The organism is Sphingobacterium sp. JUb20 (genome assembly GCF_004342035.1).
GTDB classification, from domain to species: Bacteria; Bacteroidota; Bacteroidia; order Sphingobacteriales; family Sphingobacteriaceae; genus Sphingobacterium; species Sphingobacterium anhuiense.
Map to the genome: position 1 here is coordinate 126,673 of NZ_SLYV01000015.1, position 17,139 is coordinate 143,811.

Annotated in this window: 12 protein-coding genes; 4 read left to right on the forward strand and 8 right to left on the reverse strand. The window is 39.1% G+C overall.

Going from position 1 to position 17,139, the window contains the following annotated elements; genetic code table 11:
• Positions 1-44 precede the first annotated feature (44 nt).
• Together EDF66_RS22225 and EDF66_RS22230 are read right to left on the reverse strand one after the other, a co-directional pair.
• Complete coding sequence (locus tag EDF66_RS22225; RefSeq protein ID WP_132845163.1) at positions 45-3,248, reverse strand: SusC/RagA family TonB-linked outer membrane protein; 3,204 nt, start codon at positions 3,246-3,248, stop codon at positions 45-47.
• Complete coding sequence (locus tag EDF66_RS22230) at positions 3,245-4,000, reverse strand: TlpA family protein disulfide reductase (RefSeq protein ID WP_132845164.1); 756 nt, start codon at positions 3,998-4,000, stop codon at positions 3,245-3,247. Before EDF66_RS22230 ends, EDF66_RS22225 begins: the two co-directional genes overlap by 4 nt.
• Before the next feature lie 677 nt (positions 4,001-4,677).
• Here EDF66_RS22230 and EDF66_RS22235 point away from each other — a divergent pair.
• The 4 genes from EDF66_RS22235 (at position 4,678) to EDF66_RS26370 (ending at position 6,477) form a co-directional block, all read left to right on the forward strand.
• Positions 4,678-5,094, forward strand: coding sequence for a helix-turn-helix domain-containing protein (locus EDF66_RS22235; RefSeq protein ID WP_132845166.1), 417 nt, complete (start codon positions 4,678-4,680; stop codon positions 5,092-5,094).
• A 38-nt stretch (positions 5,095-5,132) separates the two neighbouring features.
• Entirely contained in the window at positions 5,133-5,531 is a 399-nt protein-coding gene (locus EDF66_RS22240; RefSeq protein WP_132845167.1) for a helix-turn-helix domain-containing protein, read from the forward strand.
• A gap of 255 nt (positions 5,532-5,786) precedes the next feature.
• Positions 5,787-5,915, forward strand: coding sequence for a hypothetical protein (locus EDF66_RS26485; RefSeq protein WP_259194750.1), 129 nt, complete (start codon positions 5,787-5,789; stop codon positions 5,913-5,915).
• 211 nt (positions 5,916-6,126) lie between these two features.
• Positions 6,127-6,477: a hypothetical protein gene (locus EDF66_RS26370; protein ID WP_243656116.1), complete on the forward strand. Its 351-nt coding sequence runs from the start codon at positions 6,127-6,129 to the stop codon at positions 6,475-6,477.
• A 785-nt stretch (positions 6,478-7,262) separates the two neighbouring features.
• Here the strand turns inward: EDF66_RS26370 and EDF66_RS22250 are convergent.
• The 6 genes from EDF66_RS22250 to EDF66_RS26155 all read right to left on the reverse strand — a co-directional run.
• Positions 7,263-7,697 carry a hypothetical protein gene (locus EDF66_RS22250; RefSeq protein WP_132845169.1) on the reverse strand — a complete coding sequence of 145 codons (435 nt, stop codon included), beginning with the start codon at positions 7,695-7,697 and terminating at the stop codon, positions 7,263-7,265.
• The gene (locus tag EDF66_RS22255) at positions 7,694-8,572 is read right to left on the reverse strand and encodes an RHS repeat-associated core domain-containing protein (RefSeq protein WP_132845170.1); all 879 of its coding nucleotides are present in this window, start codon (positions 8,570-8,572) and stop codon (positions 7,694-7,696) included. The genes EDF66_RS22250 and EDF66_RS22255 overlap by 4 nt, the downstream gene beginning before the upstream one ends.
• A 148-nt stretch (positions 8,573-8,720) precedes the next feature.
• Positions 8,721-9,134, reverse strand: coding sequence for a hypothetical protein (locus tag EDF66_RS22260; protein WP_132845172.1), 414 nt, complete (start codon positions 9,132-9,134; stop codon positions 8,721-8,723).
• Positions 9,131-12,502, reverse strand: coding sequence for an RHS repeat domain-containing protein (locus tag EDF66_RS22265; protein ID WP_132845173.1), 3,372 nt, complete (start codon positions 12,500-12,502; stop codon positions 9,131-9,133). Before EDF66_RS22265 ends, EDF66_RS22260 begins: the two co-directional genes overlap by 4 nt.
• Positions 12,503-12,516: 14 nt before the next feature.
• A complete protein-coding gene (locus EDF66_RS22270) occupies positions 12,517-16,407 on the reverse strand; it encodes a DUF5977 domain-containing protein (protein WP_132845174.1) in 3,891 nt (1,296 codons plus the stop codon).
• Between the two features lie 490 nt (positions 16,408-16,897).
• Positions 16,898-17,139 (reverse strand): hypothetical protein (locus tag EDF66_RS26155; protein WP_165902498.1); only part of this gene is annotated, 242 nt, incomplete at its 5' end.

Below are 17,139 nucleotides of genomic sequence, written 5' to 3' on the forward strand. Positions count from 1 at the left end.
TATTATGCATCTGAATATATAAATTTTATATCGTTTCATTATTTTTAAAATAGAATATTAATACCACAGTTAATTGTTCTGGCATTTGGTAAGTACGTAAAATCTGGATCATAGCCCGATTTAGTGGCCGACCACAATAAACCTAGATTATTGGCTGTAACATATAGTGTTGCTCTTTTTAAACGTAACCTTTCCAACATTTTTTGGTCTTGTACTGTATAGCCCAAGCGTACATTTTGGATACGCAAAAGTTCTCCTTTTTCGACATTTGCTGACGAATATGAATAGAAATTATCTCTATTCTGATTTCCGGGATAGCTAAATGAGGGTACTGTTGTGGTCAGTTCATCTCCGATATGCTGCCATCGGTTCGCAAAATCTGCATGAGTTGTCCAATTATTCATCAGATCCATATAGCGGATCGTGGGCTTCATAAAATAAGATGAAAATTTGAATGAAAGTGTCCAGGAAAACTCAACTCCCTTCCACGAAAATGAATTGGTCCACGCCCCATGTCCCAGCGGTAGCCCCGATCCATGATAGACAAGCTGCTCTACCGAATCTTTTAGCAACTGGGAATAATTGTCGCTAGGACCGTCGGCAGTAAAGCCCAATGGGTTACCATTTTTAGGATCTAAACCTTTAAAGCGGTAGGAAAATACCGGGTACATGACATACCCCACAATAGGTGATATCGATCTACCTCCGGAAGAAGCATAATTTAACCCTGTGTATTTATTACCTTTGAATTTTTCGACCTTATCTTTTGTGTAGGATACAAAAAAACTGCTGTTCCATTTAAATCCCTTATTCAAAATCAGTGCATTTAATTGCAGATCTATTCCCCGTCCTTTGATCGAAGCCACATTTCTATTAATAGAGGCGAAGCCTACGGTCGGATCTATCGGATCGGTGGAAATCAGATCAGTTGTATGCTTTCTATACAGATCGACAGATCCGGATAATCGATTTCTAAAAAAGCCAAAATCTACACCGACATTTAACTGGGCGACATCTTCCCATTTTAAGTTTGTATTGGGAGGTGAAATGATCCGTGCATACTGTTTTCCATAATAGGTGTCAGGTGCAGTAGCGTACTGCAAGATAACATCTGTAAAAACCTGACCAGTCGAATTTCCACTATGACCGTAGGTCATTCTCAGTTTTAGGGCATTTACAAAATCACTGTTCTCAAGCCATTTTTCCTGCTGCAGATTCCAGGCTGCTCCTGCCGACCAAAGCGGCTTCCATCTATTATTGGTGTTGACCCCAAAATAATTAGACGCATCCCGACGGGTAGAAAATGATAGGACATAACGACTTTTATAAGTGTAGCCGACATTCATATAAGCCGAGATGAATCGGTTCAGACCTTTTGAAAACCCATCTGTAAATGGTATAGTTGCGGCACTGGCCAGACCTCCATAGATAGGGAATCTGGTCAGATAATCAATCGGTGACTGCGTCAACCTGATACCATCATACCCATATAGACGGCGCGATTCCCCAGATGTCATATTATTTGTAACTTCTGCTCCCAGCAAGGCATTGATCTGATGATCCAATGCTATTATTTTATCTACATTTCCCTGTATCCTAAATTTGTGACTTGCTAATATATTGTTGCTTACGTTTGCTATGGCACCCTTAGGCAGATTATATCTCGGTATACCGCCCACGATCTGGGTATAACGGTTAACCATATTTCGTACGTAAAAGGACTCTACATCATATTCTCCAAATATTCGGTTGGCCTGATGTTCATAATTGTACATCAGTGCAAACATAACACCATCCATGGGCCGGATCTGAACAGTAGGTGAAAATGAGAGGTAACGGTTGTTCATCGTACTTCTGCTTTTACTGATATCAGTGAGTGGAGCATAATGCCAGTCCAACAATCGCCCACCACCAACAGTATCCACAAATGCCGCATTATACTGGTAAGGTATTATTAAAGGGTTTCCGTGCGCATCGGCAAGCTGTGCATAAGGATAGAGCGATGCTTTTCCTCCCCCAACATTAAGAGGGTAATTGGGGACACCTAGACTTGCCATACGGCCATTGTTATTGTAAGAAGAATTTAACTCAAAACGAAACATTCGGTTCGGTTCATATTTGACAGATGAGGTCAGTGTCAACCGCTCTGATTTTTCACCTACCATATTTCCTTTATTGCTATCATAGCTCGCTGAGACCCGATATCCCAGGGCGCCCATATTGGCACCTGTACTCAGATTATACTGCTGATTGACTCCTGTCCTGTAGAAGTACTTTTCATAATCATCACGATAATCCAGTCCTTCAAAAGACCGTATTTTCTCTTCCGCCTCGGCTACCGTAATCAACTTTTGATCTACTTGATTCAATAAAGTGACAACTGGGGACATCACAAAAAGCCGTGCATTTGTACCTGTGAGAGATGGTTTATAAAAACCTTTATCATATAATAATCGTTCGGCTGCAATAAAATCTGTGCTCGACATTTCCTGCAGATACCTCAGATCTGGTTTGGCGGTGAAAGAAGTATTGGCTGTAAAACTCAGTTCATTACGAGCCTTTGGTTTTTTCATATTAATCACCAGTACACCATTTCCTGCCCGTGCGCCCCATATTGACGTAGCGGCCGCATCTTTGAGCAAATTGACCGATTCAACATCATTAGGGTTGATATTGCTGATTTCACCGGTATATGGAAAATTGTCAACGATAATCAGCGGAGCGATTCCTCCAGATCCAAAACTGTTTATACCACGAATATTCATAACACTGTTACCGGATCTTTTATCAAACTGTAGTCCCGGTGCTATTCCTTCCAGTCTATCCAGAATATTGGGAGCTATCCGCTCCTGCAGTTGTTTCTCTGTCACTATTGAATATGCTCCGGTACTCCTTTCCTTGGGTAAGAAATGGTAACCTGTATTGACCTGTACCTCTTCCATTTCAATACTTTTAGGCAACAATCTGATGATGATCTGTTCCCGACCGTCAATGGAAAGTGCAGCAATAATTGAGGGCTCATATCCCACGCGTGAGCACTGTAAATTGCCTCTCGCCATTTCTACAGGGATCAATACAGATCCATTTTCACCCGTCTGTCCAACAGTTTCATGCAGTCCATTTTTGATATTAACATGGGCAATAGGTTTTTGGGTCAGGCTATCCAGCACAATAATATTGATTTTTTGTTGTGCGGAGGCAAGAGAAGTTATCAAAGCCAGTATCCATAATAATGTTATCTGTTTCATAATTCGCCCCCTTCCATCTGTATGATCGTTTCTATTTGTGTTCGATTGATAAAATCAGCAGATAAAATGGCTTTTACCATACCACTCGGTTTTATCCAGACATAATGCGGCAGTATGTCGATCGGAAAAAGCTGGGCAAAGTACGAGTCGTAAATGATATTCGGCAACTTCATAGGCTGAGGCATAGCACGGTTACCATACTTGAAAAACTGTTGAAACCGCTCATAATTATGCCTTTTTTTCTGGCTGTTCACCGGTATGATGACGATCGAATCAAAAAACTCCTGCTGAAGGCTTTCCATTTTTGGAAATGTCAATATACAGGCACCGCAGTCCAAGCTCCAAAAGTCGAGAATGATATGTTTGCCTTTATATGCGCTCATATCTCTTCTTATGGTATCCCCGTTTTGGTAAAACAAATGTTGCACACTCCAAAAGTCCTCGGGTACAAAATCACCCATTTTCAAATCCTTTGGAGACACCCCATCAGCCCCGCTGTCCTTGCGGGGCGTCTGAGCTGATAAACTAAACATATGTAACAAAGCGATCCCGAGTAAAAGGATTGCTTTGCTCTTACATAGCTTACGGAGTAAAGTGATGGGGTTAATAAACAAGATGGCAATAGCAAGTATAGAGTCTTGCAAAGCTATCTGTAAATGTTGTCGGATTGCTGTAGTTTTTTGCTGTACAGCATAGTGGGACAGCCCTTTAAAATAGGCAAGTTCTCTCCCACCCTTGTAAAAATTGCTCATTTTTAAAGGTTTTAAGGGCTGTGACCTATTGACAAAAGATTAAAATGCAGATACTTACAAACGCATCCACATGATCCTAAGCCTAACTTAGGTCACAAATAAAAAAATGGTTAACTGCTTTAGAATGCGTTATAAAGTTATCATACAGGTTTCATATCGGTCATCGATACGCATTCTATTAGAAAATCGCCATAATGGCTACATGAGCCGATTAATCGGCCGGGGATTTGATGTTTTTATTTTTTTGTTTTCTACTCATAACTCGATTCCAATGGTTAAACGAGTCTATAGGTGGGTATATTTCTAAAAGTATGGGGCCCCAACCTATGGTTCTGGAGGGCTAGCACGCCCTGAACACACATAAGAAGGGAACCCCATACCTATAGTATGGGAGTTCTTACCTCTCATCTTGTGTTCTTTAAAAGTGCTAGTTTCCAGAACAAGACTCGAAGCAGAAGCTTCATTTCTTTCTATTTGAAGTTCTGCAAAGTTACTAAATCAAGTAAACTTTTGCTACTATGATTTTAAATCAATTTTAAACTATTAATTTGTAAACAAAATTACAGAAAAAGAACTTGAAATACTATTTTTTTTAGTATATTTACCACTGCAATAAGTAGTTAAAAACTACTTGCCAATTAAACTTCAATAATATAGAATGATTAGATTTGTGAAATATGGCAAATGAAGAAAAGCATCCTTATTTAGAACTGGATAATAAAAAAATAGGACACAAGATATATATTCAGCGGAAGATTGCTGGACTTAAGGCTTTTGATGTTGCCGAGCAGCTTGATATTAAAGAAGCTGCATATACAAAATATGAAAGAGGTGAAACAAAAATCACTGTTGACTTTATCAAGAAAGTAGCTGATATTTTGAAGATAGATCCGCTCCTTTTACTATCTTCACCACCTGATGCATTTTATTCCCAAATTACAAATTCAACAATATTAAATGCTTCTAATTTTCATAATTTTCACGGAAATAGTGAGAAACAAAATGAATCAATATTGTTACTAATTGATAATGTCATTAAATTAAACGACCGTATGATGACGTTATTAGAAAAATTGGATAATAAAGATATTTAATAAACGTCAAAAGATAATTTATAAGCACCTTAATAAAAATGGAAGAGAAAAATCTACAATCTATAGAACTAGATCACAAAAAAATAGGTTTCGAATTTTATCTGAATAGGCAAAATTCCGATTTGACTACAGAAGAAATTGCTGAAGGATTAAATCTTAAAAAGGAAGAATACGAAAATCTAGAAAATGGAAATGGCAAATTTACTATTGAATTGATTAAGAAAGGAGCAAAACTTTTTAATAAGGACCCCTTACATTTTTTGTCTCATACTTCAAGTCATAATTTTAGTGATATTGAAAACTCTACGATCCTTAATGCTTCTACATTTCATACTTTTATAGGGGTGAATGAAAAGCAAAATGATGCTATTTTAAAACTTATTAATAGTGTGACAGATATGAATAAAAAAATATTCGAAATAATTGAGCAAAAGTAATTTGCTTTTTAGATGCGAGTAACTCCCCTATTTGTTACTCGTATTCTAATAAAAATAATAGCCAGTTATTTATTTGTCTATCCCAAGATGACGAAAAAGAACTTATTGAATCTAACAGTATGACTAAGAATAAAAAGATTAATGTTCAAGGAGTTGATATTTTCCTTTTTCAAGAACATCAAAATGATTACATATCTCTAACTGATATTGCTAGATACAAAATTCTGAGCTTACTGATGACTTAATCAAAATTGGATGAGAAATCGAAATACCATTGAACTTTTAGGTTTTTGGGAAACTATTTATAATCCTAATTTTAAACCCGTCGAATTCGATGGGTTTAAAAAGCAAGCTGGCCTCAATAGCTTTGTCATGACTCCCTAAACGCTGGATAGAAAATACTGATGCTATTGGTATAATATCCAAAGCTGGAAGATACGGAGGAACCTTTGCACATAAAGACATTGCCCTAGAATTTGTCTCTTGGATTTCTATCGAATTTAAAATCTATATAATCAAAGAATTTCAGCGTTTAAAAGATGATGAAAACGATCGCTTGAAGCTGAGTTGGGATTTACAAAGAACACTATCTAAAGTGAATTATCAAATTCATACTGACGCAATCAAAGAAAATCTTATTCCACCAGAAATTACCAAACAACAATCTAATTTCGTTTATGCCAGTGAAGCCGATCTACTAAATGTTGCACTATTTGGGCTGACAGCCAAAGAATGGAGAGATATAAATCCTGACAAGAAAGGAAATATTAGCGATTTTGCAATAATAGAACAACTGGTTGTACTAAGCAATATGGAAAGTATAAATGCCCTATTAATTCAACAAGGCTTGCCTCAAAATGATAGACTTACACAACTGAATAAAGTTGCGATGACACAAATGAGATCATTGCTAGATAACAAAGCTATATTGAAAAAACTTAAATAGAAATTTTGATATTCAATATTATCGAACAACGAGATGTGATCAGTCTCAATATTAGCACTATTGAACAATATATCATTGATTATGTGTTTAAACTTAGAAAAGAAAAAAACTTAATCAAGCAGATATAGCAACAATTATTGCTGTCAACAGAGTCTTTATTACAAATGTTGAGAATCCATCCAATAGAGCGAAATATAATATTGACCATATTAATCTACTTGCTGATCATTTTGGAATGTCCCCAAAAGATTTTTTGCCTGAAAAGGCTATGTTATAATTTTATATTATACTAAATTAAAGAATCACAAAATCTGACCTAACAATAAAAATTTTGTCACCTAATATTATTGAACTGCGAGATGCGACTGACCTTAGTCAAGATAGCTTTTGCTATTCTTTGTAACTTTTCGAATACAACTCACATAACATGCGGTAGAGCGGGGGATTACAATCCGTCTCCACTCAAAGGTAGCAACTACAGCTCTCACGGGGCGATCTGGGCAAGAAAGTGACGAGGTGACGCCTTCCGTAGAGGTGGCATCCAAGCTGGCCAATGTGCTTGATGAATCATTGGATTAACTTTCGGGAAAAATCGACACCGAACTGGATTTGGTAACACTCGATAGGATCATGGAGATATCCGTAATGCCGAAAGATGATAAAAAACAGGTTTTCCTTGTACTCGATGCGCTCATCAAAGATTATAAGGCAAGAAAAGCTTATGCACAATAAACAAAAAAGCCCAATCCGATGAAAGATTGGGCTCTGTTATTTTACTTGATCAATTACTCAAATCTCTTAGTTTTAAAAGGATTATATTCATTTGGGATATCATCAGAAATAATCGAATACAATTTCCAAAATTCAGGACTATATGTCCGCGTATCATAATAAAGTGAATCATTTAAAAATATCTGCATTCTACTATAACCTTTCCCTTCTTCTACTTTTTTAACATTTATTGATTGTAGCTTTTTAAAAAAATCACCACTTGTCTTCAAGAAAAATCTAGCGCTGTCTATAATAGTATCTACTCTAAATCGATCATTCTCCAAATCATTTGATTCACCAATAATAGCGGTCGTATTACCATCCTCATTAAGGGACAATTTAATAAAATTGTAGCCGATTCTGTACACTATCCGACACTCCTTTTTATCTGCATTAGGTGAACAACTAAATACAAATAATAATAATAATAATAATAATAGATATTTCATCGCCTAATTTGATAATATTTCAAATAATTTACTTTAGGTTTCAATCCCTGCTCCAATCTTAAGGTATTTTCAGAAGGATATCTATAGCCTGGGTAAATTTTTGACTGTACTCCACCTCTAAATACCGCTGCTTCTTCTGGATTAACCTTTTCCATACGAGAAACACCTTTATCATCTGTATATACAATTGATTGATTATTCTGTTCACCAGCTAAAGCTTCTCCATTCATCTGCCTTAGAGAATGCAATAACTCATGATTTAGTAATTCATTAGTATTATTAACAGATTCTTCACTTATACGTCCATTATTAGATAAATAATGTTTAAGCCCCTTTCCCAAAGAAACGCTGACATTAGTTCCATCTCCATTTTCAGTTTTATATTTTAAATTTGGATTTGTTGCTCCAGAACTTGCTCCAGCAACATCTCCTCTGGTCTCACTTCTCGCAACATCTAGTGTTACAGAATTTTTATTACTAATCAATTTACGTATTAGATCCGTTCCTTTATTCTTGCTACCACGATCCCTTGAGGCTATTTCAACTTCTCCTGTCTTTGAATTATAAGATAATTTATCATCAGTCATTGATTGAAGTCCTTGCATTATACCTCCAATTTCTTTTGAATTCAATTTTCTATTTTCTAACTCGTTTATACCTAAAATAATTTTTTCAGGTGCCATACCATCAGCGTCTATATATACTATAGGATTATCAAAAGCGTAGTTATATGGCGAATACCTCCTCATCTTTTCCGCCATCGGATCCAACACATTCCACCGTCCGATCTCTGCATCATAGAACCTCGCGCCGTAATCATATTGGTTACCATGATTTTTCCGTAGTCTGCCCGATTCTGTCGCAACTCCTAACAACTTTTGTTAAAGAACGTTAACTACTCAAGGATAGTAAGAGTTAGAATATGGTAAAACTAGCAATTCTACCATTATTTTAACATAAAGTTATTGAAAGGATCTGTATGAGTCACATGTATTACCTGTCCAAACTTTTGAGATCACTTCATTAGTTCGTTTTTTTTGATTTTATAAGCTCTATTACAACAAGCAATAAACCTGCTACAAATCCTGCTATCAAAAACTGTAGAAAATAAAACCTCTCTAACCGTGATCTCCCTGTTTCATCGGTAAACAGATTTGTTGTTGAATAAAAAAATAACGGTAGAAAGAATAGCAAAAAACCTATTGTTGAAAATATTTTTGCAACTGTAGTATTAGAAAAATAAAAAAGCACAAGCATAGTCAGAGAAAACAAACTATTCACCAGATACATTCCTATGCTGTCATTCTTACTTAATAAAACTCCTATAGGTTCAGCTATAATGCTATTCAAATACATTATTAGCACTTGTAGAACTGGCATAAAAGAACTCACAACCAATATAACAAAGGCTGTGAGTGAAAACTTTAATTTATTCATTGTCCTCTTGGGTTTTGTTTTTCAAATTGTTTATTCCAATCAGCAATAGGAATGATTGTTTCTTTTCCATTCTGGCCAATAGAATAAACACCGGTAAAGTTTCCTTTCTTATCTACTGCTATCCGAAGATTAATATCAAACTGTTTTTCTCTTTTATCACCTAATAAAGCCCAAAATGGTCCTTTATCGGATCCTGCTTTTGCAGCTCCAACTCCTAAGAATACTTTGTTCTTTCCTGTACCATCAACAACAAAAGCTTCTGAACTTGGAAAACCATCGCCTGCTAAATCACCAGTTAAACTTAAAATAGAAGAACCATCCTTATTTTCTGAAACACCAATATGTACATCAGTCCAGACATCAATATCATGTGACGGACCTCCGTCAAGTCCAGGAAATAAAGCATCATCATTTCCCGATAAATGCGTATAAATTCTGCTACCATAAGAATAATCATCTTCAATTTGGGCATCTGAAAATGCTCTCGCACCATACCTAGATTCTGACCAACTACCATAAGGTGTACTATTTGAAGTCATTGTAGTAGTTTCATACGAAGTAATTTGCCTTATTCTTGAGGAGTGTCCTTCATATATTGTCGAAAAACGTCTATTGTAGCCATCACCTTTCCATAAATTTCCACCAAACCAATCAAAAGGTGCAAAACTCCTTACATGTATTTCAATAGGGTATTGTCCATCCGGATCCATAAACCTGATCGGATTATTAAAAGCATAAGAATATGGAGACAATCGTCGTCCTTGTTCAGCCAATGGATCCACAACGTTCCAACGTCCTATCTCTGCATCGTAGAATCTAGCTCCGTAATCCAGCTGTCCTTCCAAGACATAAGAACCTCCCAAGGCATGCGTACCCAGATTAAGGTCACTCTGCATCTCCTTGCCATTATAAAGATACTTATTATTTACACTCGTTGCAATAGACTTGGTTTTGCCGAACGGATAGTAGTCCTGCTTCTGAACAACAGATGGAACAGTCGCACTTCCTTCTCGCTTGATCACGGAACGCACATTACCCAAATGATCGGTCAGGTTGTAATGATAGCTATACGTGCCCGAACTGTTCAGCAGAAATCCATCTTCCGTAGCAATGCGTTCGATCACGGGAGCTGCAGTACCAGTCTTACTATATTCTATTCCTCCTATATAATCCTGTTCTGTGATTATTGTACCTACTGTAGACTTACGATTAAGTTTGTTTCCTATCGCATCATAACTATATACGATAGTCCTGCTGCCACCTGTTACTGTCTTTGGCAGGTTTAAATGATTATATGTAAACGACATACCTGTGCGGTCCTTGGTCGCATTACCGTTCAGATCATATGTAAATGTCCCAGTTAATCCACCTGAAAGGCTAGAAAGCCTATTGCTCTTATTTGCATTGTTATAAACATAGGTAATTGAAGCCCCATTATCACGTGTCAATGTCTTGATATTACCCATATCGTCATAGGTCAATAACTCGCTCATAACTGTTCCTGTACTCACACCACTCTTCAATCGGTTTAGTTCATCGTAGGCATAGGTAAATGTACTGTTTGTTGTAGACGCATGCCCCCAGAGCTGTTGCGCAATATTGCCATTGTACTGTGCATTGGATAATACCGTAGTTCCGTTGACATTGTAGTTCAGCTGAAAGCTAAATTGAGGAGAACCCATCTTGGTCTGCCAACCCCGTTCGTTATAGGAATAAGAAATATTGGTCATAAAGGTACTCCCACCGTTTTCACTGTGCAGTGATTTAGTTTTCAGCTGGCCGATCTCATTGTACGCAAGCTTGCTCTGGAGAATTTCAGTCTGGCTGTTCACTTTCTTTTTAGTCTGTACCAGCCGACCTACATGATCATATTCATTTGTGGTCGTTAATGTTGTAGCAGCACCACTACTTGGCGTATGCAAACGCACATTTTTAACCAGATCTCCAGAAAAATTATATTCATTGGTCAGTCGGTCTGTACCCTTCAAGTTATTTTTTCCCACGCTCTGGATCAACCGGCTATAATCATCATAATAGTTGACTGTCAACATCGAATCCGTACGGTCATCTTTCCAAATGGCGGTTCCAGTCAGAAGCCCCTTTGTTCTTTGGCTCCAGCTGATACCCAATGGCTGAAGTGCTGCAGTAGACGCTCCATTAAAACTGTAATCATCGTAGTAATTGATCGTCATCACTGCTTGCCCCGTCTTAGGATAGGCCTGATTGGTATAACTGGCCGTACCGATACGGCTCTCCCAATACTTAACAACTGTATTCACGTCAGTCTGTGCAGCAGCCTGCGATGAAAATGATTTTGCATAGATACCGGTCTGCGCAACACGCCCTAGTGCATCATATTTTGTATAGCTCCATTTGTTCTGACTCCGCTGTACAGCATCCTGGCTAAGTACCAAACGGTCACTTTTATTGTAAACGAACCATTCCCAGCCTTTTCCCGGGATTTTCTTTTCTATTATTCGATGCCTGCTGTCATAACGGTAGCAATAGATCAGTTCATTGAAATCTGAACTGCTCTCCGTAACGGTGGTAGCCGTAAAGCCAGGCGGGATCACATATTTCAGATCGCCATACTCATCATAAACATAATGGGTATCCAATTTCTTGGTAGAAGTCTCCCAGATCCGCCTCAACACAACAAGGTTCTCAAAGTCCCTATATTCCTCCACCGTACCCATTTTCCCTTTAACTTGAGTCCAGTTCTCGTCCTTAACAATGCTTTTATAAAGTTTGCCTGTAGCATAAAAACCCTGTAGCGAGGCTTGGTTAGGATTGTCCATTTTCCACCGGGGCACTTCGTCCTGTCCGTTGCTTCCAGATGACCGCCTGACCGTATGGCTAGTTCCCGGTTGCCAAACTGCACCAGCGAAACCTGTCTCTACAGGCTCAGAGCGCCCTGAATTGTCAAATACGCGCTGTTCAAAAGGATAGTCCATCGCTTTAACCCCATTGATAGTGGCCTGGGTTTCGGTATAAAAACTCTTCAATTCATTAAATCCTGCGGGACTGAATTTTCCACTGTTCCCAGATTTAGCATATACCTGGTCACCCCTAAACACACGCCCATAACCGTCGTACGCACTTCCTTTGATGAGGTCCGAAAAAAGCGGACTCGCCTTGAACTGTATTTCCTGCACAATTCTACCTAGTCCATCAAAATAACTGATACCAATGCGATTCTTTACATGGTTGAGTGCAGAGTCCTGGCTTCTTGTCCGTTCAGTCGGATTATATTTTACAATATGGTTTGTTTTCTCCACCATGGACAGATCAAACCAGTCTGTAGATCCCTGGCCATAGAGAGATAGACACCCTGTTGTCAGTATAAAGAATAAAACAATCTTTTTCATAATACGCTACACCATTAATTACTTTGTGGACAAGCCGATGAATTGATCTCCGAATAGATGGCCGAATAACTGCTATCACTGAACATGTATCTGTATTTACATTCCCACTGGTTATTGCCCAGATAGCTTGAACTGTATTCGACGCGTACACCAGTCTCGCAAATCCCACCAACCATTTTCTTATCAGGACCATCGCATGAACAGGTACCGTTTGCATTGACATAGGCCTGTCCGTTCTGGACAATATCCTGGTCGGCCTTGGCATTTGCATCTTCCTTGCTTAGTTCGGAAGAATGTTTACCTGCAGGAACTACATAATTTATCCGTTTTCCCACTCCTTTATCTGGCGGACAGTCGTTCTTAAAAAACATTCTGGACTGTTGATCGTTATAAAACAGACATTTCCCGTTAGCATTAGCGTAAGACTGTCCGTTCTGTTGCACATCAGCCTGTGCCTTATTGTCGGCATCTGCCTGGCTAATAGCAGATACATAGCTTCCATAAGAAACAATGTATTCAAGCTGGGTAGGCAGACTTCCATTGGTAGGACAGTTATTCTTTGTGAAAAATCCTGATTTCAGCACGCTGAAGAATAGTGTACCAGGTGTAACACCGACTACAGCTGGCCTGTTGATCTGATAATGGTATCCCTCGGTGACATATTGGTTTATATCCTTTACTGAACTGAGTCTATTGAAAACATCATATTCATAAGTTGCGGGGAAATTGTTGGCATCCAATCTAGAAACGACGCCTTTTTCACTATGACCATAGCTTTCTATTGTTCCACCTGATTGGTATAACCGCAGATCATCCACTGTTACACCACTCCCAGTAACTTCCACCGAAACTGTTCCTGTCGGGAGACTATATACCATGGAACTCCAGCCCTGAAGCACCGTCACCGATTGTGGAACGACCTCAGTACTTCCGTTTACAACAACTTTAACACTTCCTCCTTTTTTCCAAAATTCCAGTACCAGCGGAACAGCTACTTGACGAAGTTGGAGCTTGTAGATTCTGCTTCCCACAGAGAGCAAGCCAGCACGCTTACCTGTAAACGCTCCGCTCGAATAGGTGATCTGGTCGACCTGCCACCCTCCAGTCTCTCCGGTCTCAAAATTGGCATTTGCCAGATTCCTATAATCACCTTGCTGGTTGATCGCGATCGGTTCGTTGAACTGGCTGTCCCATAAATAAGAAACTGTCGAGCTGTCCTTTGCTACGATATCCCGGATCCTACCATTTGACTGATAACCTGCTTCTTTCTCCAGAGCATAACGGGAATCACGAGTGATATTTCCTGATGCATCAATGCCTGATAAGACAAATGACATACCTGTAGGAAGTTTTTCCAGCTGGAAAACCCGCGCAAGTGCAGGTGCATTATTTGCGTATTCGTAAAAATTTGCCCCAATAACCTGCTCAGCGGCACTCTCATTGGCTTTACTCAACAACACGCTCTCCACTTCAGCACTAAGCTTATTGGCATTGTACATATTCCGAACCCAGCTCGGCCTGATCCCGCTTCCAGAGTCAAAATCTGCAATGTATTTTTTCCTGTTGACCAACAGTTCTCCGTTGGATCGCTTAAGAGTCAATGCGGAGGGCAGCAGGCGGAGAAATCCTTGATAGGTGTAACTCTTTTCTTCCGTAAGGATACTACTGTCAGTGTATTCAATGTTATCTTCCTTCACTAATCTTATTTCCTGTGTCGAAAATGCTTTTGTCATAGCAGCTTTGACCGTAGGAATACGCCTACTTTCCAAACAGCCAGCGGGAGCGCCGTTATCTATCGAATAGTTAATGTATTCAAAATCAGACTTCTTGCAATGATACTGATAACTGCTCTGCGACTGTCGGGCATCTGAATAATAGCCATAAAGTGTCGCCAGTACGGCCACTCCATATTGAAATTTCTGTTCCCGCACCAGCTTGCCACTGATATTATAGGTCTTATGATTCAGCAGTTTTCCGGCAGACCTATCCTCTTCTTCACCGATCCACCCTCTGTTATAGAGCGATACTGTTTTTCCTATAACTCGGCCTTCTGAGGGAGAAATGGTTTCTTCAATGACCCGCTCATAGCCGACCTGTGAGCCTTCAAAACTCCCCAGTTCATATATCGAGGAAGAATAGAGTGTATGGGTCATAAAGATCTTGTCTTTCAGTGCGCAAAGATCTGTCGAACCTGGTGGGTTAATGTTCAGGCCATGCACCAATCGCGTTGTCGTACGCACATACTGCGGCATCCGGCCGATAAAACCACTCGAATTTCCGTCTTCACTGAGATATTGGAAACGCCTTTTTCCGGCAACCACATTGGATGAAGAGAAATCGGCAATACCGCTCAGACGGATACCACCGACATTGACGCGTTGGTTCTGAAAAAAAGCCTCATTCAACTCATATTCATATTCGGTCCGTCCTCCTCCAGGATATTGTATGCTGCGCAGCACTGTGGAACGGCTGGCGGCGAGATCGGGAGACCTGTCAGCACCACCGCCATAAACCATTTCAGCACCATATTCACCCTGTAATGTCAGGTTCGGGACCAACGTACTGTTACTTCGAGCATTGAAATATCCCCAATGGTCGATACCCTTTGTATTGATGGGTGGAAGATTCCAGGCATCGTGGTAGCTGAAGATGTAAGGAGGAAGTCGTTCGTTTCCGACAGACTCGGTCAACGAATCGAGCCGCAACCTGTATCGCTCATGACCGATATTAGAAAGATTGGAGAAGTAGCCGTGGTAAAAAGTAAACGTCCGCAGAGGAATTATTGTTCCATTCAAGTAATTGGACACCTGAATGCTTTTAAGCTGACGCTCTTCCAAAATGGGACTATCTTTGCGTACCCCTGTCTGCGAATTTAGATCCACTCGTTTTAACAAGTTTCCTTCTCTACTGAGAACAACTGATTTCAAAAACTTTTTCTTGATATAGGTAAACGGCTCGATAATGACATTAGAAAAACTACTATTACTGGGATAGCACTGGCTGACCCGCAGGTCAGTTACCGGCACCGTTATCGAAAAGATACTATTATTCCCCCGTGCCAGTTCCTCCTCTACGGTCATCGTATGATAGTCGAAGATCAGTGATTCTTTTGTGTAAGAATTAACAACTTTGCTTACATACCATGCAGAGGTAAAGTTATAACTGTTCAGGTTAGCTTCATCACCAAAATCGGTCGCTGTCATACGCGTCTGTTCCCGTTCCGTAAAATAATATACCGTACCTTCCGGGTCAATTATCCTAAACGAAAAAGTATCTTGTGAGACATTGCTCGGAATAATCTTCAATAGACTTGATTCTTTCTGATTGACAGTCCCATCATGCGCAATCTTAAATTTCCCAGAATAACCACCGATATTAAAGTAATAAAGATCAGGCTGCCGTTCTATGGTACCATTGTCGATCTGGTCAAGATAATTTTGATAGTCAAATAATTTTTGTGCATTGGGCGGAGCATAATTTGCGGCCTGTGCATTATAATAGTTGCTGGGTAGATCCGGTGCACCCTGAACGCTCCTTGTGATTACGCATCCCATATTCAGAGTCCAGCCCTGACCTGTCCATCCGGCCCGCTCTGCAGGTTTAAAGCCCGAAACATTGGCAGTTAAAGAGATGTCATGTGAAATAGCAGTTCCCCTGATCTGATAAATCGGGACAGAAATATTGGGCTGGCCGGTAAATTTAGATATATTCTGGTTGCCATATCTTGCCAGCGAGGCCGCTTCCACCGAAGGTGGAATCACCTGGACATCGGAAACATGGCCCCGAAGGACCGCACTTGTCAATGTGGCATCCTGTCCCAATGATCTGTCGCAAAAGAAAAAAACTGGACATAGAATCAAAAGAAACCGAAGTTCCAGAGCAAAACTATTTCTGTCACTTTTCATAAATTATAATTGGTTATTAAAATACTATATTACTCCATCACTTGCCTTCCGACTATTGCTGAACTTGAAAGTAATCCATGAAATTACATAAAAGATCCTTTAACAATATCCTGCTAGGTCAATATCGGTTTACATATATAAAAAATTGATTAATATAATTAATTGAAAATACTAAATATATCTAAATTATCAAAGAAAAAAAATTCGCATTCAAATCAAATGGAATCGTTTTATCACTCAAACAGAAATTAGCGGCATAAAAAATCTCCACTTTTAAGTTGCAATTACAAGTGCACAATAACAAACAACAAAAGCCCGATCAATGATCGGGCTTCACTTTTTTAAAATAGTCTAATCGTTCTTCATAAATCTTTTTCTGACGCTCGGTTCTTCTTGCGTCTATCATATGATAAAGAACAAACGTTATTATAATAATCGAAAAAACAGCTAGAACATATACTAACCAACGTACATACTTTTTCATTATGATTTATCTTCCGTGAACAACTTTCCTAAAACCGGCTCCATAAGACCACCCTTCTGTGATAGCCCTTTTATCAGCCTTACTATCTTGATAATTATACATAGTTCCCCATTTAATAGCTTGGCCAGATGAGGTCCCCAGCGTCTGTTGAGAATAACCCCATAACCAGTTTCCTGCATCAAACATATTATATGCTGTGCCATAATTATTAAATATGTATATAGGTCCCTTATCTTTTAGAAGCTCTG

What these genes read in the sequence shown, in the direction of transcription:
- EDF66_RS22225 (WP_132845163.1), bottom strand. Translation starts at nt 3,248, where the DNA reads ATGAAACAGATAACATTATTATGGATACTGGCTTTGATAACTTCTCTT.
- EDF66_RS22230 (WP_132845164.1), bottom strand. Translation starts at nt 4,000, where the DNA reads ATGAGCAATTTTTACAAGGGTGGGAGAGAACTTGCCTATTTTAAAGGG.
- EDF66_RS22235 (WP_132845166.1), top strand. Translation starts at nt 4,678, where the DNA reads ATGGCAAATGAAGAAAAGCATCCTTATTTAGAACTGGATAATAAAAAA.
- EDF66_RS22240 (WP_132845167.1), top strand. Translation starts at nt 5,133, where the DNA reads ATGGAAGAGAAAAATCTACAATCTATAGAACTAGATCACAAAAAAATA.
- EDF66_RS26485 (WP_259194750.1), top strand. Translation starts at nt 5,787, where the DNA reads ATGAGAAATCGAAATACCATTGAACTTTTAGGTTTTTGGGAAACTATT.
- EDF66_RS22250 (WP_132845169.1), bottom strand. Translation starts at nt 7,697, where the DNA reads ATGAAATATCTATTATTATTATTATTATTATTATTTGTATTTAGTTGT.
- EDF66_RS22260 (WP_132845172.1), bottom strand. Translation starts at nt 9,134, where the DNA reads ATGAATAAATTAAAGTTTTCACTCACAGCCTTTGTTATATTGGTTGTG.
- EDF66_RS22265 (WP_132845173.1), bottom strand. Translation starts at nt 12,502, where the DNA reads ATGAAAAAGATTGTTTTATTCTTTATACTGACAACAGGGTGTCTATCT.
- EDF66_RS22270 (WP_132845174.1), bottom strand. Translation starts at nt 16,407, where the DNA reads ATGAAAAGTGACAGAAATAGTTTTGCTCTGGAACTTCGGTTTCTTTTG.